Origin of the sequence: Glycomyces sp. TRM65418, assembly GCF_019710475.1 — a bacterium.
Lineage (GTDB): Bacteria > Actinomycetota > Actinomycetes > Mycobacteriales > Micromonosporaceae > Glycomyces.
Map to the genome: position 1 here is coordinate 67,027 of NZ_JAJFAX010000015.1, position 25,188 is coordinate 92,214.

Below are 25,188 nucleotides of genomic sequence, written 5' to 3' on the forward strand. Positions count from 1 at the left end.
TGATTTCAGGCCGAGAGCATGGGTCCGAGCGGTTTGCCGCCCGCCACGTGGAAATGCACGTGGAACACGTCTTGGCCGCCGTGCTCACCGGTGTTGGCGAACAGGCGCCAGCCGGTCTCCTGGATGCCGTCATCGGCCGCGACCCGCGCGGCGACCGCCAGGACCTCGCCGGCGAGGGCGGGGTCGGCCGCGGCGAGTTCGGCGACGTTCGCGTAGTGGTCCTTGGGGATGACCAGGACGTGCGTGGGCGCCTTGGGGTAGAGGTCGCGGAAGGCGAGGACCCGTTCGGTCTCGCGGACCTTGGTGGAGGGAATCGCTCCCTCGGCGATCTTGCAGAAGAGGCAGTCGGCGTCGATCATGCCGGGAATCTTAGTCACCAGCGGCCGAGCCGGGCCTGCAGCACCGCGAGCGCGGCGGGTCCCGCGGTGGAAGTGCGCAGCACGGTCTCGCCGAGGCGGATCGGCTCGCCGAACTCCGCGAGCGCGGCGAGTTCGTCGGGGCTGATGGAGCCTTCGGGGCCGATGACGAGGGCGATCTCGCCGGTGGTCGGGAGTTCGACCTGGGAGAGCGGTGCGTCGGCCGCTTCGTGGAGGACGAGCACTCGGGCGGCCTCGCGGAGGCGGGCGACGAGCTGCTTGGTGGTGTGGAGCTCGGCGACGTGCGCGAGGCGGGCGCGGCGGGCCTGCTTGGAGGCCTCCCGGGCGGTGCTGGTCCATTTGGCGCGGGCCTTGTCGCCGCGGGGGCCCTTCCATTGGACGATGGACCGGGACGCGGCCCACGGGATGACTTCGTCGACGCCGATCTCGGTGAGCATCTGGACGGCGCGTTCGCCGCGGTCGCCTTTGGGGAGGGCTTGGACGACGGTGAGCTTCGGGTCGGGGGCCGGGAGCGTGCGCCGGTTCAGAATCCGGAGGCGCAGCGAGCCGCGTTCGGCGGCGGCGACGCGGGCCGAGGCGAGGCCGCCCGCGCCGTCGGCGAGCAGCAGGGTCTCGCCGGGCTGGAGGCGCTGCACGTCGGCGGCGTGGTGCCCTTCGGGGCCGTCGAGGACGAAGTCGTCGCCGCCGGGGAGGGCGTCGACGAGGAAGACCGGATCGCTCACCTGATTCCTGTCCGTCGCGGGAGTCTGACCGGGAACAGCCTAGTCGGCGTCAGCCGATGAAGTCGGCGGCGCGCTCCCAGCGGAGACCGGTCGTGATCCGCCGGTAGGTCGACGCGCTCCCGAGCCGGCCGAGGCTCCGTTCGAAGCGCGCTCGCGGGAGGTGGAATGGCACGAGGTCGACGAAGCCGTCCTTGTCGGCCGGCGGGTTCCACCGGTCGGCGGGGACGGGGACGCGCCAGTGCGCTTCCCTGGGCGCCTGGGTGGTGCATTTGAGGACCCAGTAGCCCTTGCCGGAGTAGCCGATGACCATGCAGGGGCGGGCCTTGGAGGCGCGGGGGTCGTCCTGGTGCGGGACGTCGACCCACCAGCGTTCGCCGATCTGCGGGCCGCCGGACGGCGGCGGCACGTCGAGGCGGACGCCGGCCGGTCCGCCGCGCGGCCTGGTCCGGCGGTAGAGGACGTAGCCGAGCCCGCCCAGGAGGGCGAGCACGGCGAGGACCGGCAGGAGGCCGGCGAAGTCGATGGCGATCACGGCCCCGGAGTGTAACAGCGCTCGCGTTCGGTGCTGTTGCGCGCGAAGCGCCGCGATCACCGCATCGGGCGCTACGCGTGTCCGTTGAAGGCGTCGCGCATGCGGCTAAAAAAACCGGATCCGCCTTTGACCTCTTTGATCTCCTCGTCGCGCAGGCTGGCCAGCTTCTTCAGGAGTTCTTCCTGCTCGGCGTCGATCTTGGTGGGGGTGCGCACGTCGAGTTCGACGAACAGGTCGCCTCGGGTGCCGCCGCCGCGGAGCTTGGGGACGCCGTGGCCGCGGACCTTCTTGATCGTGCCCGGCTGCGTGCCCGGGACGACCTCGACTTCGACCTGGTCGTCCAGGGTGTGGATGTTGAGCTTGGTGCCCAGCGCGGCCTGCGTCATGGGGACGCGGACGCGGCAGCGCAGGTCGGCGCCCTCGCGGGTGAAGACCTCGTGGGGCTTCTCGTGGACTTCGACGTAGAGGTCGCCGGCGGGGCCGCCGCCGGGGCCGACCTCGCCTTCGCCGGAGAGGCGGATGCGCATGCCGTCCTCGACGCCCGCGGGCACCTTGACGGTGATGCGCCGGCGGGAGCGGACGCGGCCTTCGCCGCCGCACTTGCGGCACGGGTCGGCGATGATCGTCCCGTAGCCGGAGCAGGCCGAGCAGGGCCGCGCCGTGCGGACCTGGCCGAGGATGGTGCGCTGCACGACCTGGACTTCGCCGGAGCCGCCGCAGGTGGTGCACGCCTGGGGTTCGGCGTCCCCCTCGGTGCAGGAGCCGTCGCACGCGTCGCACAGGACGGCGGTGTCGACGGTCAGGGTCGATTCGGTGCCGAAGGCGACTTCCTCCAGGTCGAGGTCGAGCCGCAGCAGCGCGTCGTTGCCGGGACGGGTGCGCGAGCGGGGTCCGCGGCGGCCGAAGCCGCCCATGGAGCCGCCGAAGAAGGCGTCCATGATGTCCTCGAAGCCCATGAACGGCGCGCCTCCGGCGCCGCCCGCGGTGCGGGAGAACGGGTCGCCGCCGGCGTCCACGATCGCGCGCTTCTGGGGGTCCATGAGGACCTCGAAGGCGGCGTTGATCTCTTGGAGGCGCTCTTGCGCGTCCGGTTCGTCGCTGACGTCGGGGTGGTATTTGCGCGCCAGCTTGCGGTACGCCTTCTTGAGCTCGTCGTCGGTGGCGTTCCGGTCGACGCCGAGAATGCCGTAGTAGTCCTTAGCCACGTGCGCTCTGTCCTGTCAGCGGTTCTGTTCCAAAATCTCGGATACGTACCGGGCGACGGCGCGGACGGCCGCGATCGTGCCCGGGTAGTCCATGCGGGTCGGACCGAGGACGCCCATGTGGCCGACCACCGATCCCGGCCCGTATCCGGCGGTGACCACGGTGGTCTCGCGGAAGTCGTCGATCTCGTTCTCGTCGCCGATGCGCACCGTCAGGAGCGCGTTGGAGTCGGCGCGGCCCAGCAGCTGCATGAGCACGACCTCCTCTTCGAGCGCTTCGAGGATGGGGCGCATCGACCCGGCGAAGAAGTTGCCGCGGGTGAGGTTCGCCGCGCCGGCGACGGCGACGCGTTCCTCGGTGCGGGCCACCACGGTCTCCTTGAGCACGCGGGCCAGCTCCGCGGCGGCGTCGCGCAGTTCGGGGCGGACGAGCCCGGCGAGGTCCGCGATGAGGCTCGGGACGTCGGCCAGGGCCTTGCCCTGGAGCTGCTCGTTGACGAGCCGGCGCAGTTCGAGCACGTGTTCCTCGCCGAGTTCGGCGGGCACCTCGACGTAGCGCTGCTCGACCCGGCCGGTGTCGGTGATCATGACGAGCATGAGCCGGGTCGGGGTGAGCGAGACGAGCTCGAGGTGGCGGACCGAGGAGCGGTTGAGGCTCGGGTACTGGACGACGGCCACCTGGTGGGTGAGCTGGGCGAGCAGCCGCACGGTGCGGGTGACGACGTCGTCGAGGTCGATGGCCTCGGAGAGGAAGCGGTGCACGGCGCGCCGTTCGGCGGCCGAGAGCGGCTTGATCTTGCCGAGGCGGTCGACGAAGAGTCGGTAGCCCTTGGCGGTGGGGATGCGCCCGGCCGAGGTGTGGGGCTGCTGGATGTACCCGGCCTCTTCGAGGTAGGCCATGTCGTTGCGCACCGTCGCGGCCGACACGCCGAGGGCGTGTCGCTGCGCGACGGCTTTGGAGCCGACGGGCTCCTGCGTAGCGACGTAGTCCTCGACGATGGCGCGCAGCACTTCGAGTTTGCGATCGTCCATCGCGGCCACGTCCTCTCGTCTCGTCCTTGGCGAACCTCGCGGGCCGGGCGATCGCCCGGTCCGGGCGAGTGCCCGGCCGGTCGTCGGCGCAGGTTCACTCGACCGGACTCAAGTCTGGCACTCCCGGTCCGCGAGTGCCAGTCTACGTGGGGGGTCAGACTCCCGGGATGATGAGCGCGCCGTTGTCGTCGACCCGGACTCCGGCGTCGCCGAAGTCGGCGGCGAGTTCGTTCAGGTCCTCGAACGCGCCGTGGTCGTCGTCGAGCTGCGGGTAGCCGTCGCCGTCCATGCGGGTGGCGGTCGCCTGCGCGGCGAGGATCGTGCCGTCCTCGCGGACGGTGACGGTGAGGATCGCCGAGCGCCCGAGCGGGCCGTCGGTGGCGAACAGGTTCTGGCCGCCGCCGAAGTTCCCGAGGGAGTAGGCGATGAGCTTGCCGTTGTAGACCTCCATGCCGCGCAGCACGTGCGGGCCGTGGCCGAAGACGAGGTCGGCGCCGTTGTCGACGCAGGTGCGCGCGAAGGCGCGGGTGTCGCCGCGGTCCTCGCCGAGGTAGGTCTCGACGCCTTCGGGGACGTGCCGGTGGTCGGTGCCCTCGGCGCCGAGGTGGGCGGTGGCGACGACGATGTCGGCCTGCTCCTTGGCGGAGGCGACGAGCGCGGCGACGGCGTCGAGGTCGCGGTTGTCGGTGTAGAACGTGTAGGGCGCGAAGCCGACCAGGCCCACGGTGAGGCCGCTCTCGGTCTCGACCAGGCACACCTCGTCCTTGATGCCGCAGACGGCCATGCCGGCCTCGCGGATGGCCTCCTGGGTCTCGATCGCGCCGTCGGGGCCCGCGTCCCAGCCGTGGTTGTTGGCCTGGTTGAGGACGTCGAAGCCGGCGTCGGCGAAGACCTGGGCGTACTCGGCGGGCAGCCGGAAGTAGGTGCACTCCCCGCCGCCGCACTTGTCGAACTCGAGGGTCGAGAGGGCGCCTTCGAGGTTGGCGATGACGACGTCGCCGGGGAGGGCGTCGCGCACGCCCGCGAAGAAGCCGGCGCCGTCGTCGGAGGCCATCTGGTTCGGGTAGGAGCCGGGCATGGTGTCGCCCACGTGCGTGATGGTGATCTCGCGCGGCTCGGGCGAGGGCGACTCGGCGGGCGTCGTCTCGGCGGCGGCCTGGCCGCCGTCGTCCTGCGCCGGGGGCGGTTCCTCCTCGCCGCAGGCGGCGGCCGCGGCGAGGCCCGCGGCGGAGGCGACGAGGAGGCCGCGGCGACCGAGCCGGGTGCCGCGCGAGGGGCGCGCGGCGGACGGTGTCGTATGCATGGGTGGTGAACTCCGGGGTCGTATGGGGGTTCGGGGGCGGGCCCGCCTTCCTCTGCGGGAGGCGCGAGTCTACCTGCTGGGATGCACGGTTCGCGAGCGTTGTTCGCAAGGCCGAATCTACGGGCTCGCCTCGCGGACGCGATCAGGAGGTGAGGTCTCTCACGACCGCGTCGGCGAGGAGCCGGCCCCGCAGGGTGAGTGTGAGCCGTTCGTCCTCGATGACCGCGAGCCCGTCGGCCGCCGCCCGCTCGGCCGCGCGGACCCCGGAGGCCCGCAGCAGCGACAGCGGCAGCCCGGCCGCGAGCCGGGTCCGCAGCAGGATCCGCTCCAGGTACTCGTCGTCGTCGGTGAGGACCTCGTGCCCGGCCGCGGGCAGGCCCTCCGCGAGGACCGCGCCGTACGTGGAGGGGTGCTTGTGGTTCCACCAGCGCACGCCCGGCAGGTGCGAGTGCGCGCCCGGCCCGGCCCCCCACCAGTGGCCGCCCTCCCAGTACAGGCGGTTGTGACGGCATTGCGCCGCTTCGGAGGTCGCCCAGTTGGAGACCTCGTACCACTCGAATCCGGCCGCGGCCAGCGCGGATTCGGCGGCGAGGTAGCGGTCGGCGGCCACGTCGTCGGAGGGCTGGGGCACCTGACCGGAACGGATGCGGCGGGCCAGCGCGGTCCCGTCCTCGACGATGAGCGCGTACGCCGAGACGTGGTCGACCCCGGCGTCCACGGCGGCGGCGAGGCTGCCGGCGAAGTCGGCGGCGGTCTCGCCGGGCGTGCCGTAGATGAGGTCGAGGCTGACGTGCGCGAAGCCGGCCCGGTGGGCGTGGGCGACGGCGTCGAGGGCCTTCTGCGGCGAGTGCTCGCGGTCGAGGATCCGCAGCACGTGTGAGGCGGTGGACTGCATGCCGACCGAGAGGCGGGTGAAGCCGCCGTCGTGGAGCTCGGCGAGGTAGTCGGCGTCCACCGACTCGGGGTTGGCCTCGGTCGTGGCCTCGTAGCCGGCGGCGAGCCCGAACTCGCGGTCGATCTCGCCGAGGATCGAGGACAGGTCGGCGGCCGAGAGGAGCGTGGGGGTGCCGCCGCCGAAGAAGACGGTGTCGACCTTCGGGGGCGTGGCGAAGGCCGCTGCGGCGTCGCGGATCTCGGCGCGCACGAGCGCGGCGTACGCGTCCCGCGAGACGCCCCCTCCCAGTTCGGAGGCCGTGTAGGTGTTGAAATCGCAGTAGCCGCAGCGGGAGACGCAGAACGGCACGTGCACGTAGAAGCCGAAACCGGCCTTCCCGACCGAGGGGTCGGCGGCGGCTGCGGCGACGGCCGCGGTGGTCGAACCCACGACGCTCGTGGCGGGACTGGTGGACACGCTGACTACGGTACTGGCTTGACATCTTCCCCTCCGGCAGGAAGGGATACCTGCAGATCGCTCTACAGGGTTTCCTGGTTCAACGCTGACTGCCCGCCCGGAACTCTCCGTTGAGGTCTGACACCAGCTCCACAGGCCGAAACCGCCAGTCCGGCGGCCTTAAGGTTCTTCGCCGCGTTCACGTCCCTGTCATGGGTCACGCCACAGTCACAGGTCCATTCGCGCACGTTCAACGGCAGCCTCTCGCGAAGCGCACCGCACTCGGAACACAGCTTGGAGGAAGGGAAGAACCGGTCCACCGCGATTACTTCCCGCCCGTACCAGGCGGCTTTGTACTCCAGCATGCCTCGGAACTCCGACCACGACGCGTCGGAGATGGCGCGAGCCAATTTCCGGTTCTTAACCATGTTCCGCACCGTCAGATCCTCGATCACGAGCGTTTGGTTTTCACGCACGAGTCGGGTGGTGAGCTTGTGGAGATGGTCGCGCCGTCGATCGGTGATTCGGGCATGTACTTTGGCAAGCTTGAGCCGGGCCTTCGCCCTGTTGCTCGATCCGGGGGTCTTCTTCGCGAGAGCACGTTGCGCCTTCGCCAGGCGTTCGCGTTCCTTGCGCTCGTGCTTGAGGTTGGCGATCTTCTCTCCCGAAGAGAGAGTGAGCAAGTGGTCGATCCCGACATCGACGCCAACAACCCGATCCGAAGCGGGCAGCGGCTTCACATTCGGGTCATCACAAATGATGGACACGAACCAGCGTCCGGATTTATCGCGGGACACCGTCACCGTCGACGGCTCGCTCCCTTCGGGGAGAGGCCGCGACCACGCGATGTCAAGCGGTTCGTTCATCTTCGCGAGCGTGAGCCGACCGTCGCGAAACTTGAACGCCGACCGCGTGTACTCGGCCGACGACCGCGACCGCCGCTTCGACTTGAATTTGGGATAGGCGCCGCGCTTCGCAAAGAAGTGGGTGAACGCACCCTGCAAGTGCCGCAAAGCCTGCTGCAACGGAACGGAGGAGACCTCGGACAAGTACGACAGGTCGTCGGTCTTCTTCCAAGCGGTCAACATCGCGGAGGTCTGATTGTAGTTGACGCGCTCCTGGCGGGTCCACGCTTCAGTGCGGGCCGCTAGCGCCATGTTGTAGACCTTCCTTACGCATCCGAACGTGCGAGACAGCTCTGCTGCTTGCACGTCGGTCGGATAGAAGCGGTACTTGAACGCCCGCTTCACGCAAGGACCATCCACATCTCACAACATACCGTACTTGTTTGTAAGATGCCGTAGGCACGGCCCGAGGCGGTACTCGCCCATGAGGCGCGACCAGCAACAGCCTCATTCGAAAACAGTTGTATCCATGGAGGAGCACTGATGACAGGCAACGACGCACTGATCGGGTACGAGGCCGTGACCTCGGGAGTGGCGACCATGACCCTCGACGACCGGAGGCACCGCAACGCGCTGTCGACCCGGTTGATCGCCGAGTCCCGGGAGGCGCTGGCGAACGCGGTCGCCGACCCGGAGGTCCGGGTGATCGTGATCGACCACACCGGTCCGGTGTTCTGCGCCGGCGGCGATCTGAAGGAGTCGGCCGCGGCGGCGCGCCCCGAGGACCTGCCCGCGGTGCACCTGGCGGAGCTCCTCGCGGAGCTGTGCGAGGCGCCGAAGCCGGTGGTGGCGGTCGCGAGGGGCGGCGCGAAGGGCGGCGGCATGGGGCTGCTGGCCGCGGCCGACCTCGTGATCGCCGAGCACGACGCGCCTCTGGCGTTCAGCGAGGTCCGCCTCGGCGTGGTCCCGGCCGTGATCGGCCCGGTGGTAGCGCGGAAGCTGAGCCCGGGCCTGATGCGCCGCCTGTTCCTCACGGGCGAGTCCTTCGACGCGGCGCGCGCCGAGGGCTGGGGCCTGGTGACCACCGCCGCGGAGCCCGGCAGTGTCGACCATCACCTCGAGCAGGCGGTCAAGCAGCTGCTGGCGGGCGGCCCCTCGGCCCAGGCCGGGATCAAGAAGCTTACGGCCGCAACGGATCTGCGTGAGGAGCTGCGAGCGGCGGCTGCCCTTACGGCCGAGTACTTCCTCTCCGAAGAGGGGGGCGAAGGCATCCGTTCGTTCATTGAGAAGCGTCCCCCTTCTTGGGTAGGCTGATCTGCCCCGCCGACCAGATCGGAGTCACCGTTGCGCGCACTCCCCGTTCTGACCTCCTTGGTCCTCCTCGCGGGCCTGACCGCCTGCGGCGGTGAGGCCGAGGACCTGCTGCGTCCGCGGCCGACCGGCTGCTACTTCGCGGCCGAGGAGGGCCGCGTGCATCTGAGCGCCGAGCAGGCCGCGAACGCGGCCACGATCGCGGCGGTGGGCCACCGCGAGGGCATGGACGAGCATGCGGTCGCCGTGGCGATCACCACCGCGATGCAGGAGTCCGAGCTGGTGAACGTCGACTACGGCCACGACGACTCGCTGGGGCTGTTCCAGCAGCGCCCGAGCATGGGCTGGGGCACCGAGGACGAGCTCATGGACCCCGTGTACGCCGCGTTCAAGTTCTACGAGAAGCTGCAGCGCACCGACGGCTGGCGGGACATGACGCTCGCCGAGGCGTCCCAGGCGGTCCAGATCAGCGCCTACCCGGACCTGTACAAGCAGTGGGAGACCGACGCGACGGTGATCGCGGCGGTCCTGGCCGGGGGCGAGGAGTCGGGGCTCGCGTGCGTCAGCGGGAAGGCCGACGAGGTCGCGACCGATGCGGCGGCGCTCGCCGAGGCGCACGAGTACCACTGGGGCGCTGAGGTGTCGCAAGTCGACGGTGCGACAGTGGTGATCGCGGCCGAGGACGCCGCCCAGGGCTGGAACCGGGCGGCCTGGGCGGTCGCGAGGGCCTGGGACCACGGCATCGCCACCGTCGAATACGGCGGGAAGGTGTGGAGCCCGGGCGAAGACGCCTGGACCGAACCGGAACCCGAGTCCACCGACGGGGGCCGGGGGGCCGCCGATACTTCGGCCGTGGTCGTCACCTTCGCCGCCGGCGAGTAGTTAGTACGGAGGACCGCCACCGGGCACGGGAGTGTTCGGCGCCGGTTCATCGATACGACCACCGCAGGTTCCAGCACATCCACGATCGCTTGTTGGGCTGTGTGGGTCACAAACCCGCGCAACTTCCCCAAGCGAGGTCCATATGCGCCTGTCGCGCCGAATCCTGCTCGCCTCCTCCGCCGCCGGTGCCGCCGTCGCGGTCCCGTCCGCCGTCTGGGCGGAGACCCGCACCCGCCCGAACCTCCGCACCGACCCCTTCACCCTCGGCGTCGCCTCCGGCGACCCGGAGCCCGACGGCGTGGTCCTGTGGACCCGCCTGGCGGTGGACCCGCTCGCCGAGGACGGCCTGGGCGGCATCCCGAACGGGGTCTACGACGTCAAGTGGGAGGTCGCCAAGGACGAGCGCTTCCGGCACCGCGTCGCCCGCGGCGAGGTCGAGACCGCCGCCGAGGTCGGCTACAGCGTCCACGTCGAAGTCGAGGGCCTGTGGCCGGGCCGCGAGTACTACTACCGGTTCAGGACCGGCAGGTGGACCTCCCCGGTGGGCCGGACCGTGACGGCCCCGGCCCCGTGGACGACGCCCGACGAGCTGCGGATGGCGTTCGCCTCGTGCTCGCAGTACGAGCACGGGTACTTCACCGCCTACCGGCACATGGCCGAGTCGAACCCCGACCTGGTCCTGCACCTGGGCGACTACATGTACGAGTACAAGGCGAAGGTCTACAACTCCCCCAACGGGAACGTCCGCGACCACGAGGGGCCGGAGACGGTCACGCTCGCGAACTACCGCCAGCGCCACGCCCAGTACAAGGCGGACGCGGACCTCCAGGCCGCCCACCTGGCCGCGCCGTGGCTGGTGATCTGGGACGACCACGAGACCGAGAACAACTGGGCCGACGAGCACCCCGAGGCCGGTTCGGACACCCCGAACACCGAGGACTTCCTGGCCCGCCGGGCCGCGGCGTTCCAGGCGTACTGGGAGAACATGCCGCTGCGCCGCTCCTCGGTCCCCGAGGGCATCGACATGCAGCTGTACCGGCGCGTCCAGTGGGGGCGGCTGGCGAACTTCCACATGCTCGACACCCGCCAGTACCGCGACGACCAGGCCTGCGGCGACGGCTGGAAGAACGACTGCGCGGAGGCGTGGGACGAGGCGCGCACCATCACCGGTGAGGCGCAGGAGGAATGGCTCATCGACGGGTTCCACTCCTCGAAGGCCCGCTGGGACGTCATCGGCCAGCAGGTGTTCTTCACGCAGCGCGACGGCAACGCCGGGCCGGTGCTGAACACGAGCATGGACGGCTGGGACGGGTACGCGGCCTCCCGGCAGCGGATCATCGACGGCTGGATGGAGGCCGGGGTGCGCAACCCGGTGGTCCTCACCGGCGACGTCCACACGCACTGGGCCGGCGAGATCCTGAACGGCTTCCCCGACACCGACGGCGAGTCGGTCGGCGTCGAGCTGGTCGCGACCTCGATCACCTCGGGCGGGAACGGCGTGGACTCGGTGCCGGAGGACAACGCGTCGTTGAAGATCAACCCGCACATCAAGTTCCGCAACGCGCAGCGCGGCTACGTGGAGACGGTGATCACCCGGGACCAGATGGACGTGAACTTCCAGGTGGTGCCGGAGGTGACGACGCAGGACGCGCCGGTGTACACCCGCCGCTCCTACACGATCGCCGACCGGGAGCGGACGCTCCACCAGACCTACGACCGGCCGATCGACCCGTCGATGACGACCTTCAACGAGAACCCGTTCGCGGGCTCGGACGAGAACGCCGACGACGCCCTGAACTAGCCTCTCCCACAGTGGAAAGGGCGGTCCGCCCGCGCGGGCGGACCGCCCTTTCCTTTCACCGTTATCGATTCGGGTCCTTTCGAATGGCGTCCGAAATTGCGCCGTATTGCCATATCCCCCACTGCATTGCGGATTATCGCCGTCCCCCGGAACGGGCGCGGAAAGGCTACAGTGAGCGGTGCAAGCACGCCCTTCTCTTTGCCCGGAGCAGCGACCATGACGTATCCGCCGCAACCGCCCGAACCGAATCCGTACGGCGCCGCCCCAGGTGGGGGCCCCGCCGGGCCGCCGCCGAACCACGGCGGCCCGAACCCCGGACAAGGCGACTTCGCCGTCGAATGGGGCATCAAGGAAAATCCCGCCCGGCCCAAGAAGGTCAATCAGCTGACGCAATCGCTGTGGGCCTATTTCGCGGCGACGGTCCTCTTGGCGCTGTTCGCGATCATCGCGGTGGCGACGGTCCCGTGGCTCGGCGGCTTCATCATCGGCTCCGCCATCGTGGGCCTGATCTTCCACGGCCTGTCGATCGTGATCGTCTGGCTCATCACCCGGGACAGGCTCGGCGCCTTCGGCGCGGCCGATCCCCGTGTCCCCCTGTACATCGGCCTGGGGGTCCTCGGGCTCTTCTCGCTCGGCGGCTTCTTCGGCGGCTGGGGCCTGGGCTGGTACGCGGCCCTCGCGGTGCTGCTCGGCCTGGCGCGCATCGCCGCCGTCTGCGCGGCGTTCTACCTGCTCACCCAACCCGAGGTCGAGCAGTACCTGAAGTCGCGGCCGGGCAACCTGCCCAAGCCGCCCCAGCACCCCCCGCACGGCTACCAGCAGCAGCCGGCCCCCGGCCAGGCGCCGCCGCCGGGCTACCCGCAGCAGCCGCCCGCCCCGGGCCAGGCCGCGCCGCCGAGCTACCCGCCGCAGCAGTAAGCACCGCATACGGAAGGGGGCGGCGCCGATGTCGGCGCCGCCCCCTTGCGTGTGCTGCGGGCTAGTTCTCGTCGGTCCGCAGCGCGGCGATGAACGCCTCCTGCGGGACCTCCACGCGCCCGATGTTCTTCATCCGCTTCTTGCCTTCCTTCTGCTTCTCGAGCAGCTTGCGCTTGCGGGAGATGTCGCCGCCGTAGCACTTGGCGAGCACGTCCTTGCGCAGCGCGCGGATGGTCTCGCGGGCGATGATCCGGCTGCCGATCGCCGCCTGGATGGGCACCTCGAACTGCTGACGCGGGATGAGCTTCTTGAGCCGCTCCGAGAGCCGCACCCCGTAGGCGTAGGCCTGGTCCTTGTGGACGATCGCCGCGAAGGCGTCCACGCGCTCGCCCTGGAGCAGGATGTCGACCTTCACGAGGTCGGACTCCTGCTCGCCGTCGATGTCGTAGTCGAGCGAGGCGTAGCCCTTGGTGCGGGACTTGAGCTGGTCGAAGAAGTCGAAGACGATCTCGGCCAGCGGCAGCGTGTAGCGGATCTCGACCCGGTCGGTCGAGAGGTAGTCCATGCCGATCTGGACGCCGCGCTTGGTCTGGCACAGCTCCATGACCGTCCCGATGTACTCCTTCGGGGTCAGGATGGTGGCCTTGGCGATCGGCTCGGTGATCGAGTAGATCTTGCCCTCGGGGAACTCCGAGGGGTTGGTGACCTCGACGTGCTCGCCGTCCTCCTTGACCACCTGGTAGACCACGTTCGGCGCGGTCGAGATCAGGTCGAGGTTGAACTCGCGCTCGAGGCGCTCCTGGATGATCTCCAGGTGCAGCAGGCCGAGGAAGCCGACGCGGAAGCCGAAGCCGAGCGCCGCGGACGTCTCGGGCTCGTACTGCAGCGCGGCGTCGTTGAGCTGGAGCTTGTCGAGGGCCTCGCGGAGGTTCCCGTAGTCGGAGCCGTCGATCGGGTAGAGCCCGGAGTAGACCATGGGCTTGGCCTCGGTGTAGCCGGGCAGCGCCTCCGTGGCGGGGTTCTTGTTGAGCGTGACCGTGTCGCCCACTTTGGACTGCCGTACGTCCTTCACGCCGGTGATGAGGTACCCGACCTCGCCGACACCGAGTGCCTTGGAGACCACCGGCTCGGGGCTGATGACGCCGATCTCCAGGAGCTCGTGGTCGGCGCGGGTCGACATCATGCGGATGCGGTCGCGGGCGCTGAGCTTGCCGTCGATGACGCGGATATAGGTGATGACGCCGCGGTAGACGTCGTAGACCGAGTCGAAGATCATCGCGCGGGCGGGCGCGTCGGCGTCGCCCACGGGCGGCGGGATCTGGTCGACGACCGCGTCCAGCAGCTCGGCCACGCCCACGCCGGTCTTGCCGGAGACGCGGAAGACGTCCTCGGGCTCGCAGCCGATGAGGTTCGCGAGCTCATCGGCGTACCGGTCGGGGTCGGCCGAGGGCAGGTCGATCTTGTTGAGCACCGGGATGATCGTGAGGTCGTTGCTCATGGCGAGGTAGAGGTTCGCGAGGGTCTGGGCCTCGATGCCCTGCGCGGCGTCCACGAGGAGGATCGCGCCCTCGCAGGCGGCGAGCGAGCGCGAGACCTCGTAGGTGAAGTCGACGTGCCCGGGGGTGTCGATCATGTTGAGCACGAAGTCCCGTCCCTCGGACGCGCCGGAGCGCGCCGTCCAGGGCATGCGGACGGCCTGGGACTTCACGGTGATGCCGCGTTCCCGCTCGATGTCCATCCGGTCGAGGTACTGCGCGCGCATCTGGCGGGCGTCGACGACTTCGGTGATCTGCAGCATGCGGTCGGCCAGGGTGGATTTACCGTGGTCGATGTGCGCGATGATGCAGAAGTTCCGGATGATCTCCGGAGCGGTCGAGCCTGGCGCGTTGGTCACGGTGGCCTTCCTTGATCGTGCAGTGCTCATGTGCGGCTCGCGAGCCTCGCCGGCCGCGCTCGCGAGCGACGATCGGCGCGGCCGGATGGGCCGGGCTAGCCAATTCTGCCTTACGGGCCCGAGTACCCCCGCCCACCCAGCGACAAAAGGCAGACGGCTCACCGCCGGCGCGCGCGAACGGTCCCGGCCGCGGCGACGCGGCCGGGACCGCCGACTTCGGTCGTGCCTCGGCTACGCCGGAACGGCCTCGCGGTCATCGGCGCCCACGGCCCCGACCTTGGCGCGTACCGCGCCGATCGTGAACAGCACCACTCCGGCGACGGCCCAGGTGCTCAGGACCCCGATCGCGGTTGCGGCGCCGTGGCCGTCGAAGTACGCGGTCGAGCGCAGCAGCGTCGCCCCGGCGCCCGGGGTCAGGAACTGGCCGAACTCGCCCCAGGGCGCGGGGAGCAGCTCCGGCGCGCCCGACATGCCCGAGAGCGGGTTGCCGACGAGCATCACGGTGACCGCGCCGATCGCCAGGCCCGCTCGTCCGAGGAGCTTCAGCAGGCCCAGGATCGCCCACGCCGTGGCCCCCATCGTGAACGACAGGGCGCCGGCGATGGACAGGAAGTCGCCGTCGACCGATTCGAGCACGTACATCAGGATCGCGGCGACGGTGGCGCCGACGCCGAGCGGCGCGATGATCGCGGCGGCGACCTGGCGGCCGCTGCCGCGGACGGTCAGGCCGATGAGCGCGGCGATGACGATGCCGCCGACTGCCAGCGGGAACGCCGAGGCGGCCAGGCCGGCCCCGTTCGGGTCGTCCGCGGGCATCGGCACGAGGTCTTCGACGGTGAGCGCGGCCCCGGGCCCGCCCGACTGGGCGGCCATCTGCTCGGCGATGCCGGTGAGCAGGCGGGCGACCATGGGCGAGGCTGCCGAGGCGGTGTAGAGCGTGACCCCGTCAGGGGTCGTCGCGAGGGCGGCGTACACCTCGCGCTCCTTGATCATCGTCTCGGCCGCGTCGACGTCGGCCGCGGCGGTGACGTCGAATCCGTCGGGCTCGACCGCGTCCAGCCGCGTCTGGATCTGGTCGGCGGCCTCGGGCGGGCCGACGACCGCGATGGGGAGTTCGTTCGGCCCGATGTCCGAGGAGGGCCAGGCGAAGGCGAGGGTGATGGCGCCGACGAGCAGGGCGAGTCCCACGCAGACGCCGATCACGCGCCCCACGGGGGTGTTCGCCGGGGCAGCCGAGGGTGGCGAGTGCTCCATGATGGTTTCCAATCATCCGTAAGATACGGACCGTATCTTGTTGGAGTCAAGCTAACATAAGAAACGGTCAGTATCTAGAGGGGATCCGGGTTGGGACGCAGAACGGTGTCGCGGCGGCGCGGCGAGGAGCTCGAACAGGCGATCCTCGACGCCGTCTGGGACGAATTCCAGGAGGTCGGCTTCCTCAGGCTCACCTTCGAAGGCGTCGCGAAGCGGGCCGGCACGAGCAAGCCCGTGCTCTATAGGCGCTGGTCGAGCCGCGTGGAGATGATGATGGCCTGCGCCGTGAGCCGCATGCCCCGCCCCGATTCCATCCCCGACACCGGCTCGCTCCGCGGCGACATCGTCGCGTTGCTCACACTGATGCGCTCACGCCTGCGCATCATCGGCCAGACCGCGATGCTCGCCCTGCTCGCCGAAGCGAGCAACGACCCGGAGCTCCGGCAGAAGTTCTTCCGGGCAGTCGTGAACCACCTCCTCGACCTGCTGGACATGGCGGTCTGGGGACGGGCGATCGACCGCGGGGAGATCCGCGGGGAACAGCTCACCGAGCGGCTGCGACGGCTGCCGATCGACTTGGTGCGCAACGAGTTCCTCCTCTTCGGCGACTTGACGGACGAGGTCGTCGCGTCCATCGTCGACGAGGTGGTCCTGCCCGCGCTCCGCGACCGCGGCGCCTCGGTCTGAGCGCCCGCGGCGTAACGCGTGCGACAGCGGGGGACCGGGACGCGAGCGGTGCCTTCGACCTGGTGTAATCTGGCTCGCGGTCATGCTCCCAGGGCGTGTGCGATGCTCGGCTCCTGGTAACGTTGACAGGCGCTCGGAGTGCCGTCTGCCTCCGACGCGGTGAATTAAGGAACCAAGCAATCACGAAACTGAGGCTTCACGCGTGGCGAACATTAAGTCCAAGGAAAAGCGCATTCTGACGAACGAGAAGCGCCGGATGCGCAACAAGGCTGTGAAGTCGTCGCTGAAGACCGCCGTCCGGAAGTTCCGTGAGGCGTCGGCCACTGGCGACGTCGCCGCTGCCGAGACCCACCTGCGCGCCGCCAGCCGCGAGCTGGACAAGGCCGCCACCAAGGGTGTCATCCACAAGAACCAGGCCGCCCAGCGCAAGTCGAAGCTTGCCGCGGCCTACAACAAGCTCTCCGCCTCCGCCTAAACGCGAGCAGGGGACGAGCCACACACGCTTCAGAAGGCCCGAGGGTGCGAACCCTCGGGCCTTCGGCGTTCCCGGACGAGGCCGCACCCGCGGGCGCCATCGCCGACCGGGGGCCCGGCCCCCGAGACGAACCGTTCTGCCCGGCGCTCAGCCGTGGCGGTCGAGCGTCCCGGCGATGACGTCGTTGAGCTTCACCATGCAGGCCACCCCGAGCGGCAGCACGAGCACCACCCACCAGGACACCAGCTCGGTCAGCGCCATGAGCACCGCCAGCGCGATCGCCCCCTCGAAGAACACCACGCACCACACGTTCGACAGGTACAGGTGCTTCAGGCGCAGCGCCCGCGCGTACCAGGGCCGGCGGGGCCTGGCGACTCGTCCATGACGGTACTCAGACACGGCTGCCCTTCCCTGCTGCGCTCAGACGGGTGATCTGGAGGATCGCGTGTTCGAGGGCCCAGCCGCGGTCGTCGGCGCCGCCCTTGACCTCGCCGTTGAGCCTGGCGCACACCCGCATCGCCTCGGCGAGCGCGTCGGCGGTCCAGTTCCGGGCCTGCTTGCGGGCCTTCTCGACCTGCCAGGGCGCCATGCCGAGCTGCCCGGCGAGCTGGGCCGCGCCGCCGCGCTCGGCGGCCACGCGGGAGAGGTTGCGCACCGCCATCGCCAGCGCGTCGGCGATCGGCACGGGGTCGACGCCGACCTGCACGGCCCAGCGCAGCGCGCCGAGCGCTTCGGCGGTGTCCCCGGCGATCGTCGCGTCGGCGACGGTGAACCCGGAGACCTCGGCGCGGCCGGAGTAGTACTTGGCGACGCTCTCCTGGGTGATCTTCCCGTCGGTGTCGGCGACCAGCTGCGCGCACGCGGAGGCGAGCTCACGCAGGTCCGAACCGACGGCCTGGATGATCGTGTCGGCGATCTCGGCGGAGGCCGAACGCGGCGAGGCCCCCGCGTCGCGCAGCTCGCCGCGCACGAACGCGACGCGATCGGGCTGCCGCTTGATCTTGGGGACGCGCACGACCTCGACGTCGAGCTTCTTCAGCCCTTCGGAGAGGCCCTTGCCCTTGTTGCCGCCGTTGTGGCACACGGCGAGGTAGATGCCGGGCGCGGGCTGCTCGGCGTAGGCGAGCACGGCCGCGGCGAGGTCCTTGTCGACGTCCTGACCGGACTCGATGACGCCGACGACCGCGCCGCCGAACAGGGTCGGACTGGTCAGCTCGGCGAACGCGCCGGTGTTCAGGTCGTTGCCGCTGATGCGGTTGACGGCGGGCGCGGGCTCCCCTTCGGGCAGCGAGGCGCGCACCGCCCTGACGTAGTCGGCGGCGGCCCGCTCGGCGAGGAATTCGTCGTCGCCCAGGATCAGGCGGATGGGTTCGAGTGCAGCCACGGGACCATCCTCCCATGCCGCAGGGACCACTCCCGTCCTCGACAGGGCCGTCGCCATCCGCGCAACCCCCGTAGCCTGCTCGGCCGCAGTGGCAACGCCCGCAATGCCGGAACCACAATCACCCAATCGGCGTCCCCCACGCCCTAGCGGTCTCCCGCTGAAGAGGCCCGTCGCACCCCGCGCCGACGTTGGTCTCGGAGCGCGTGCACCGGACGCGGCCGGCTGCGGGGCCGGCCTCGCAGCGACTGCCTTGCGTCAGCCCGTCCCCCGGGACGGGACCGATCGCCCCCGCCTCCGTGCAGAGGCCACGCCGTGTTCACTCCTCCGTCCGCACCTCGAAGTCGCTCCCGTTCCGCGACACCGTGATCCGTCCCGCCTCGTCCGTCCGGAACACCAGCGCCCCGACCCCCTCGAGCACCGCCAGGGGCCCCGGGTCCGGATGTCCGTACTCGTTGCCCTTCCCGACGCCGACGAGCGCCACCGCCGGGTCGGCCGCCTCCAGGAACTCCCGAACCTGGAACGACGACCCGTGATGCGGCACCTTCAACACGTCCGCTTGCAGTGCCGACCCGCTCCCGAGCAGCGCGCGCTGGCCCTCCAACTCGACGTCCCCGGTCAGCAGCACACTGGTCCCGGCCACCTCCGCCCGGAGCGCCACCGAGTTGTTGTTCGGGTCCGAGCGCGTGCCGCTCAGCAACTCGGCCGGCGGCCCGAGCACCTCCAGCCGCGTCGCCCCGAACGCGAACACCGCACCCGGCTCGGCCTCCAGAACCGGCACCTCCCCGGCGCGCTCCTCCACCAGCTCGTACCCGTACCGGGCCTCACCCGGCGGCGGTGCCAGAATCGCGGCCACCTCCCGTCCCTCCATCGCCCCGCCGATCCCGGCCGTGTGGTCGATGTGGAAGTGCGACAACACGAGCAACGCGATCCGGTCGACCCCCAGCGCGTCGAGGCACGCGTCGACCGCCGCCGGATCGGGCCCCACGTCGACCACCACCACGTCCTCCCCCGCGGGCAGCACGAGGGCATCGCCTTGCCCCACATCGCACATGGTGACCACCCATCCCGAAGGCGGACCGCCCGTCATGACGCAGGCCGGGATCATGCCCAGTCCCGCCGCGGCGAGCACCGCGAGGAGCGGCAGCCGCAACCGGCGGAGGTGGAGCAGGACGATGAGCAGCGCCAGCGCCGCCGCCGAGCCGAGGCCCCACCACAGCCCACCGGGAACCGGCACCAGCGCCCCGGGAACCTCGGAACCCGTCCGCGCCAACCAGACCAGCCACCGCGCCGGCACCGCGGCCGCCTGCGCCGCCCAGGCCCCGGCCGGGACCCACACGGCCGCCGCCGCGGCCGCGCCGACCGACAGCACGACCACCGGCGCGGCCACCAGCGCCGCCAGCACGTTCACCGGGACCGACACCAGGCTCACCCCGCTGCCGAGGCCCACCAGCAGCGGGGTGACCGCCGCCTGGGTGGCGAGCGGCATCGTGACCGCCAACGCCACCGGCTGCGGCCAGCCCCGGTGCTCCAGTGGTCGCGCCCAGCGGAACGCCAGGAACACCAGCCCGACGCACGCGGCGACCGACAGGGCGAAACCCCCCTGCGCGGCCATGTCCGGATCCGCGAGGATCACCACGAGGACCGCGGTCGCCAAGGCCGGCGTCGCCGCCCGAGGCCGGCCGGCGGCCAGCGCGAGCAACGTCATCCCCGCCATCACCGCCGCCCGCAGCACACTCGGCTGGGGACCGGCCACCACCACGATCGCGGCGATGGCGACCGCCCCGGCCGGCACCCGCCCACGAGGACCGGCCCGGCACGCCACGGCCACCGCCAGCACCACACCGACCACGAGGCTCAAGTGGTATCCGGAGACCACCACGAGGTGGACCAGACCGGTCGACCGGAAGTCCGCGGCCAGTTCCGGTTCCATCATCGACGTGTCGCCGACCGCGAGCGCGGGGATCAGCCCCGCCTCGGGCTGCGGCACGGCCTCGACCGCGGTCGCGAGCCGCTCCCGGACGTGGGCCGCGATCTGATGCGGCGGCGACAGGTTCCCTGCGGGTTCGGGCGGCCCCCGGGCGCTGACGATCGCGGCCGTCAGCCGTCCCGGATCGGCTTCGCGCACCACGGCAGGGACGATCACCCGCTGCCCCGCCGCCGCCTCGCGCCACTCGCCACCGCTGGCGACCAGGAGGACCTGCCAATGCCCTTCGAGAGCGACGTCTTCGGCGGTGAACGACTGAAGTCGCGCCGTGGCGGTGACCAGGTCCGGTCGGCGGGTCGACGGCTTCGGCGCGGTGTGCAGCACCAGTTCGGCTTCCCCGCGCGCCTCCGCGGCGGTCAGCGCCGCGAGCCCGGAGTGGTCGCGGGCGGCGACGTGCGCCGTCGTCACTCCCGCGCCGAGGATCCCCCCGAACGCGACGGTGGTGAGCGCCGCGGCGAAGCCCCGGTCCCACCGGCGTCCCGCCACGACCAGTGCCGCGCACGAAGCGGCGGTGACCAGGCCACTGGCCACCGAGCCGTACAGGCCCGCCAGCGCCGACGCCCATATCCCGGCGGCGACGAGCGGGAGCCGCCAGTCCCGCCGGACCACTTCGGAAGGCGCCGGTCGCAGGGTGAACTCGTCACTCACCGGGCCGACCTCCGACCGGCGCCGGTGATCCGATCGGCGACACCGAGCCCTCGCTCCGAGGAGGGCCGGTCCTGGGCGGTGCTGTCGCAGCCGAGGACGGCCGAGGCGGGGTCTCCGCGCGCGTCGAGGGAGCGGCGGAGGGCGAAGCCGGGTGGCGGTGCGCGGTGCGGATGAGGCCCTCGATGGCGTCGTGGCCGATCGGCTTCCACGAGAGCGGGGGCCTCACAGGGTCACCTGCTCGCGCAGCTGCTCCAGCAGGGCGGACCCGATGCCGGAGACTTCGGACAGCTCGTCGAGCGACTGGAAGCTGCCGTTGGCTTCGCGGTACTCGATGATCCGCTCGGCGAGGACCGGGCCGATGCCGTTGAGCGCGTCGAGCTCCGCCGCACTGGCGACGTTGACGTTCACCAGGCCGCCGGACTCCAACCCGTCCGAGCCGCCGCCCGGTGCCGGGGCCGCGGCCGAGGCGTCGGGGACGGCGACGAGGTCGCCGTCGGCGACCACGCGGGCGAGATTGAGGAAGCCCGGATCGGCGCCTTCGGCCAACCCGCCCGCGGCCTCGATGGCGTCGGCCACCCGGGATCCGGCGTCGAGCTCCACGATGCCGGGGTCGTTGACCGCACCGGCGACCGAGACCACGATCGTCGCCGTCTCGGTCGCAGCCGCTTCGGGCACGGCAGCGGGAGCGGTGGCGGCGGGCTCCGCGTCGGGCCAGGACCAGAGGGTCACCGACAGCCCTACCGCGGCGACCAGGAGGGCGACGGCGACCAGGACCCGGCGGTTGAGGTGCGAGAGTCCGAAGCGGTTCTGGAGGCGCTCCAAGCGCTCGTCGAAGCGCCGCACGGGAGGCGGACTGAGCACCGGCTCGGGTCGGGGCTCGCCGGTGTCGGCGTCGACGGTCTCCCTGCAGACGCCGGGATCGTCAGCGGGCTGATCGAGTCGCAGTCGGAGCTTCGCGGCGAGCGCCGCTGCATCGGGTGGCAGTTCGCGTTCCATACCCGGCTCAACGAACGGAGGACACGGCCGTGACTGGGATCTTTTCGGCCTGTGGACAACCGAATCAGCCCTGTGGACAACCCCGGAACGTGTGGACGGAGCCCGAATGAGACGCCATAATGCGCCGGCCGCTGCAAACAGCCGCCGACGCAGACGCCTCGGGGTCAGCTGGACGTTCCCCTCGCCGGCATGCGCACCCTGATCGACGCCCGGTTCCCGCGACGGCGGCACCTGCCGGTCGAACCAGTGCGCGCTCAGGGGATTCGGCGCGTGACGACGCCGACCAGGCCCGGGCCGCAGTGAGCGCCCACGGCCGCGCCGACCTCAGTCACGTCCATGCGCCGCAGCCGGCCCTCGAAGCGCTCCGCCAGCCATCCGGCCAGCGCCTCAGCGCGTCGCTCCGCGCCCAGGTGGTGCACCGTCATCTCCACCTCGGTCTCGCCCGCATCCGCGACCGCGAGCGCCGCGAGGCGCTGCAGTCCGCGTGTCGGCGTGCGCACCTTCTCCACCACGTCGATGCGCCCGTCCTCGACGCCCAGAATCGGCTTCACCGACAACGCGGTGCCGACGATCGCCCGCGCCGCGCTGATCCGCCCGCCGCGCCGCAGGAACTCCAAGGTGTCCAAGTAGAAGTAGGTCGTGGTCCGGCCGATCGCCGCCTGCGCCGCGGCAGCGGCGGCGAGCACCTCCGCGCCCTTCTCTGCCGCCTCGACGGCCGCCATCACGGGATATCCGACGCCCATTCCGGCGCCGAGCGAGTCGACCACCGCGACCCGGCCGCCGAAGCCCGCCGCAGCGGCCTCCGCGGCCGCCACCGTCCCCGAGAGCCGCCCGGAGAGGTGCACGGAGACGACTCCGCTCGCGCCCTCGTCGAGCAGCCGCGTGTAGGTGGCCCGCAGCTCCTCCGGTGGCAGGCCCGAAGTCGTCACCTCGCGGCCCTCCCGGACAGCCCGCAGGATCGCCTCCCCGCCGACGTCCTCGCCCTCGCGGTGTTCGACCCCGCCGATCAGCACCGGGATTCCGAGCACCGTCAGGCAGCCGTGCCCGGCGCGCAGCGCCTCAGGCAGGGCCGAAGTGGAATCGGTAACGACGACGACGGTCACGCCGCCACAGTACCTAATCCGCGGTTTCGGCATCCTCCACCACGAAGGGGGTGCCCTGCTGGCAGGTCGACATCATGCCCTTGTCGATCTGCCCGTGCAGCGTGACCTTGGCTCCGGCGTAGACGATCGACGAATCGTAGTTTCCGAAGATCCCGTACACCGTCCCGTCGTGCTCGAGCACCAGGCAACCGGACTCGACGCCCGCTTCGACCGTCCCCGAGATGGTCGTCTGCGAGGCCGAACCGGGTTTCGACGAGTCGCCGAGGGACGGGTCCAGGTACGGGGTGGTCTCATCGGGCACGGTGGTCTCCTCGGTGACGGTCGCTTCAGGCGAAGGGCTCAGCGCGGTCGGCGCCGCCGATGTCGACGGCTCCGCAGTGTCGGCGGCGCCGCCGCCGCCCGAACCGCATGCGGCGAGCACGGTCACCAGGAGCGCCCCGATCAGCGAGTCGGTCAGGCCCGCCGATCGTCGGACGCGGGATGTCTGCATGTTCATGCCGGTTTGACGCCTCCGAACGCGGTGCGGTTGCACCTGTTCGAAGCCTACGACTCCGGGACGAGCCCGGTCCAGCGATCCGGCATCGGAGCGGAGCTAACCGCGCGCCTGCTGACCTCGCGCGAGGGCCGTCGACCCGATCGTGTGCGGCGCCGGGACGCCGAGGTTGTAGCCGAACATCCGCCACTTGCCCGAACGCATGCGCCGAAGCTCGGCCCAGTGCGCGTTGTCCATGCCCGAGAGGGTGCTGGTCGACGTCTCGTCCCATCCGAGGATCCCGCCGATGATCTGCCGGGCCGAACCCCCGTGGCACACCACGATCGCGGTCCCCTCGACCTCCGAGGAGACGATGTCGCGCACGGCATCGCCGGTGCGCCGGTGCAACTCCGCCCACGTCTCGATCTCGGGGTGCTGCAACGGCTCCTGCGAACGCCAACGCCGGTGGTCCTCGGGGAACTGCTCCGCGATCTCGAACTGCGTCAGACCCTCCCAGGGGCCGTACGCACGCTCCCGGAGCCGCTTGTCCAGCTCGATCTCGATGCCCGTGAGCTCGGCGACCGGCCGGGCCGTGTCCACCGCGCGCCGCAGATCCGAGGAGATGATCCGCGTCGGCTCGTACTCGGCGAGCTCCGGGGCGGCCTCGACCACCTGGGCCCGGCCGGTCTCGTCCAGGTCGATGTCCGACGAGCCTTGGATGCGACCCTCGATGTTCCACGCGGTCTGCCCGTGGCGGACCACAAGCAGCCGGTTCATTCCTCGTCCTCGCCGTCGGCCTCGGCGACCTCAGTGCCGCGGGCCCGCTCGGCGTCGTCCTGGTCGACGAACTCGATCTCAGGGCAGTCCTTCCAGAGACCGTCGAGACCGTAGTAGTCGCGCGCCTCCTTGTGGAAGACGTGGACCACGATGTCGTTGTAGTCCAGGAGCACCCACTGCTCGCCGCCCTTGCCTTCGCGGCGGAGCGGACGGGTGTCGTGCTCCTTGATGAGTTTCTCCTCGACCGCGTCGACGACCGCGTGGACCTGCCGCTCGTTCGATGCCGAGACGATCACGAAGACGTCGGTGAGTGCGATCTTCGAAGTGACGTCCCGAAGGTTGATGGCAAAGGCCTTCTTGTCAGCCGCCGCCTGGGCTGCGGAAAAAGCCAGGGTCTGGGCGGTTTCACTTGCGGTCACGAACGCTCCTGACGACGAGATCTCCACCGGCGCTCGCCGGTTCAGCTCTAGTCTTACACGCTGGGTACGACGACGCCCCGCCTGTTTCCTGCCAGTCGCTGTGCGAAGCGTCCCAACGCTCAATCGCGGTAAAGCGCGTGTCGGTGAATATATGCCGCGACCCGATCGGTGACGAGATACCGGATCGGCTCTCCGGCACGGACCCGTTCGCGGCATTCAGTCGAAGAGATGTCCACTGCGGGCATGTCGATGAACTCGACGTCGACGCCGAACGAGGTGTCGACCCCGCGGCGCGAGTGCCCGGGACGATTCAGCGCGATGAACTTCACCGCCTTGATCAACTCCTCGACCCGATGCCAGGTGTAGAGGTTCTCCAGGGAATCGGCGCCGATGACGAAGTACAGATCGACGTCCTCGTCGTATTCGGCCCGGACATCGGCGACCGTGTCCACCGCATACGTCGGGCCCTCGCGATCCACGTCGCAGGTACTGACCCGGAACAGGGGGTCGGAATCCACGGCCGCGCGCGTCATCTCCAGCCTCGCAGCGGCCTCGGTGACATTGCGATGCTGTTTCTGCCAGGGATCGCCGGTCGGGACGAAGACCACCTCGTCGAGCCGGCACCGATACGCGGCCTCGCCTGCGGCCACGAGATGCCCCAGGTGGGGAGGATCGAAAGTCCCCCCGAAGACCCCGATGCGACGCGCTGGCAAGTCAGGCACGCCCGAATCCTATCGCGCCGTTCCGCACTCGGAGCATGCGAAAGGGCCCCGCCGAATGGCGGAGCCCTTGAATACCGAAACGGGAAAGGCCCGACGCGTCAGCGTCGGGCCTTTCCGT

The 25,188-nt window shown here is 70.7% G+C and carries 24 protein-coding genes and 1 pseudogene; 6 read left to right on the top strand and 19 right to left on the bottom strand.

What is annotated here, in order from left to right:
- Positions 1-5: 5 nt before the first annotated feature.
- The 8 genes from K3N28_RS22280 to K3N28_RS22315 all read right to left on the bottom strand — a co-directional run bounded on the left by K3N28_RS22280 (position 6) and on the right by K3N28_RS22315 (position 7,748).
- On the bottom strand, positions 6-359 hold the full coding sequence (locus tag K3N28_RS22280) for a histidine triad nucleotide-binding protein (protein ID WP_228094961.1): 354 nt from the start codon (positions 357-359) through the stop codon (positions 6-8).
- Positions 360-373: 14 nt separating this feature from the next.
- A complete protein-coding gene (locus tag K3N28_RS22285) occupies positions 374-1,099 on the bottom strand; it encodes a 16S rRNA (uracil(1498)-N(3))-methyltransferase (protein WP_228094962.1) in 726 nt (241 codons plus the stop codon).
- Between the two features lie 49 nt (positions 1,100-1,148).
- A complete protein-coding gene (locus K3N28_RS22290) occupies positions 1,149-1,631 on the bottom strand; it encodes a hypothetical protein (protein ID WP_228094963.1) in 483 nt (160 codons plus the stop codon).
- A gap of 71 nt (positions 1,632-1,702) precedes the next feature.
- Complete coding sequence (gene dnaJ / locus K3N28_RS22295) at positions 1,703-2,836, bottom strand: molecular chaperone DnaJ (protein WP_228094964.1); 1,134 nt, start codon at positions 2,834-2,836, stop codon at positions 1,703-1,705.
- 15 nt (positions 2,837-2,851) lie between these two features.
- Complete coding sequence (gene hrcA / locus K3N28_RS22300) at positions 2,852-3,865, bottom strand: heat-inducible transcriptional repressor HrcA (RefSeq protein WP_228094965.1); 1,014 nt, start codon at positions 3,863-3,865, stop codon at positions 2,852-2,854.
- Between the two features lie 154 nt (positions 3,866-4,019).
- Positions 4,020-5,168, bottom strand: coding sequence for a CapA family protein (locus tag K3N28_RS22305; protein ID WP_228094966.1), 1,149 nt, complete (start codon positions 5,166-5,168; stop codon positions 4,020-4,022).
- A 142-nt stretch (positions 5,169-5,310) separates the two neighbouring features.
- Entirely contained in the window at positions 5,311-6,492 is a 1,182-nt protein-coding gene (hemW, locus tag K3N28_RS22310) for a radical SAM family heme chaperone HemW (RefSeq protein WP_374209862.1), read from the bottom strand.
- A gap of 89 nt (positions 6,493-6,581) precedes the next feature.
- Entirely contained in the window at positions 6,582-7,748 is a 1,167-nt protein-coding gene (locus K3N28_RS22315) for a transposase (RefSeq protein ID WP_228094968.1), read from the bottom strand.
- 138 nt (positions 7,749-7,886) lie between these two features.
- On the opposite strand from K3N28_RS22315, the gene K3N28_RS22320 reads away from it, so the two are divergent.
- From K3N28_RS22320 to K3N28_RS22335, 4 genes are all read left to right on the top strand, one after another.
- Positions 7,887-8,657 carry an enoyl-CoA hydratase-related protein gene (locus tag K3N28_RS22320; protein ID WP_228094969.1) on the top strand — a complete coding sequence of 257 codons (771 nt, stop codon included), beginning with the start codon at positions 7,887-7,889 and terminating at the stop codon, positions 8,655-8,657.
- 30 nt (positions 8,658-8,687) lie between these two features.
- Complete coding sequence (locus K3N28_RS22325; protein ID WP_228094970.1) at positions 8,688-9,536, top strand: hypothetical protein; 849 nt, start codon at positions 8,688-8,690, stop codon at positions 9,534-9,536.
- A gap of 142 nt (positions 9,537-9,678) precedes the next feature.
- Positions 9,679-11,337, top strand: coding sequence for an alkaline phosphatase (locus K3N28_RS22330; RefSeq protein WP_228094971.1), 1,659 nt, complete (start codon positions 9,679-9,681; stop codon positions 11,335-11,337).
- Between the two features lie 216 nt (positions 11,338-11,553).
- Positions 11,554-12,255, top strand: a complete 702-nt coding sequence (locus tag K3N28_RS22335; RefSeq protein WP_228094972.1) for a hypothetical protein — start codon at positions 11,554-11,556, stop codon at positions 12,253-12,255.
- A 61-nt stretch (positions 12,256-12,316) separates the two neighbouring features.
- Here the strand turns inward: K3N28_RS22335 and lepA are convergent, their stop codons facing one another.
- Entirely contained in the window at positions 12,317-14,179 is a 1,863-nt protein-coding gene (lepA, locus tag K3N28_RS22340) for a translation elongation factor 4 (RefSeq protein ID WP_374209857.1), read from the bottom strand.
- A 201-nt stretch (positions 14,180-14,380) separates the two neighbouring features.
- Positions 14,381-15,403, bottom strand: coding sequence for a hypothetical protein (locus K3N28_RS22345; protein ID WP_228094974.1), 1,023 nt, complete (start codon positions 15,401-15,403; stop codon positions 14,381-14,383).
- A 90-nt stretch (positions 15,404-15,493) separates the two neighbouring features.
- On the opposite strand from K3N28_RS22345, the gene K3N28_RS22350 reads away from it, so the two are divergent.
- Both K3N28_RS22350 and rpsT read left to right on the top strand, forming a co-directional pair.
- Positions 15,494-16,090 carry a TetR/AcrR family transcriptional regulator gene (locus K3N28_RS22350; RefSeq protein WP_228094975.1) on the top strand — a complete coding sequence of 199 codons (597 nt, stop codon included), beginning with the start codon at positions 15,494-15,496 and terminating at the stop codon, positions 16,088-16,090.
- Between the two features lie 202 nt (positions 16,091-16,292).
- Positions 16,293-16,565 carry a 30S ribosomal protein S20 gene (gene rpsT, locus K3N28_RS22355; protein ID WP_228094976.1) on the top strand — a complete coding sequence of 91 codons (273 nt, stop codon included), beginning with the start codon at positions 16,293-16,295 and terminating at the stop codon, positions 16,563-16,565.
- Between the two features lie 156 nt (positions 16,566-16,721).
- On the opposite strand, the pseudogene K3N28_RS22360 reads toward rpsT, so the two are convergent.
- The 9 genes and pseudogenes from K3N28_RS22360 to nadD all read right to left on the bottom strand — a co-directional run.
- Positions 16,722-16,964, bottom strand: a pseudogene (locus K3N28_RS22360) (hypothetical protein); the annotation flags it as partial.
- The gene (holA, locus tag K3N28_RS22365) at positions 16,957-18,006 is read right to left on the bottom strand and encodes a DNA polymerase III subunit delta (protein WP_374209858.1); all 1,050 of its coding nucleotides are present in this window, start codon (positions 18,004-18,006) and stop codon (positions 16,957-16,959) included. The gene holA and the pseudogene K3N28_RS22360, both read right to left, overlap by 8 nt.
- A gap of 259 nt (positions 18,007-18,265) precedes the next feature.
- Positions 18,266-20,581 carry a ComEC/Rec2 family competence protein gene (locus K3N28_RS22370; RefSeq protein WP_228094981.1) on the bottom strand — a complete coding sequence of 772 codons (2,316 nt, stop codon included), beginning with the start codon at positions 20,579-20,581 and terminating at the stop codon, positions 18,266-18,268.
- 222 nt (positions 20,582-20,803) lie between these two features.
- Positions 20,804-21,577, bottom strand: coding sequence for a helix-hairpin-helix domain-containing protein (locus K3N28_RS22375; protein ID WP_228094982.1), 774 nt, complete (start codon positions 21,575-21,577; stop codon positions 20,804-20,806).
- Between the two features lie 254 nt (positions 21,578-21,831).
- A complete protein-coding gene (locus tag K3N28_RS22380) occupies positions 21,832-22,680 on the bottom strand; it encodes a DegV family protein (RefSeq protein WP_228094983.1) in 849 nt (282 codons plus the stop codon).
- Between the two features lie 13 nt (positions 22,681-22,693).
- Complete coding sequence (locus tag K3N28_RS22385; protein ID WP_228094985.1) at positions 22,694-23,176, bottom strand: hypothetical protein; 483 nt, start codon at positions 23,174-23,176, stop codon at positions 22,694-22,696.
- 96 nt (positions 23,177-23,272) lie between these two features.
- Complete coding sequence (locus K3N28_RS22390; protein ID WP_228094986.1) at positions 23,273-23,929, bottom strand: histidine phosphatase family protein; 657 nt, start codon at positions 23,927-23,929, stop codon at positions 23,273-23,275.
- Entirely contained in the window at positions 23,926-24,348 is a 423-nt protein-coding gene (gene rsfS, locus K3N28_RS22395; protein ID WP_228094987.1) for a ribosome silencing factor, read from the bottom strand. Before rsfS ends, K3N28_RS22390 begins: the two co-directional genes overlap by 4 nt.
- Before the next feature lie 119 nt (positions 24,349-24,467).
- A complete protein-coding gene (gene nadD / locus K3N28_RS22400) occupies positions 24,468-25,061 on the bottom strand; it encodes a nicotinate-nucleotide adenylyltransferase (RefSeq protein WP_374209863.1) in 594 nt (197 codons plus the stop codon).
- Between the last annotated feature and the right edge of the window lie 127 nt (positions 25,062-25,188).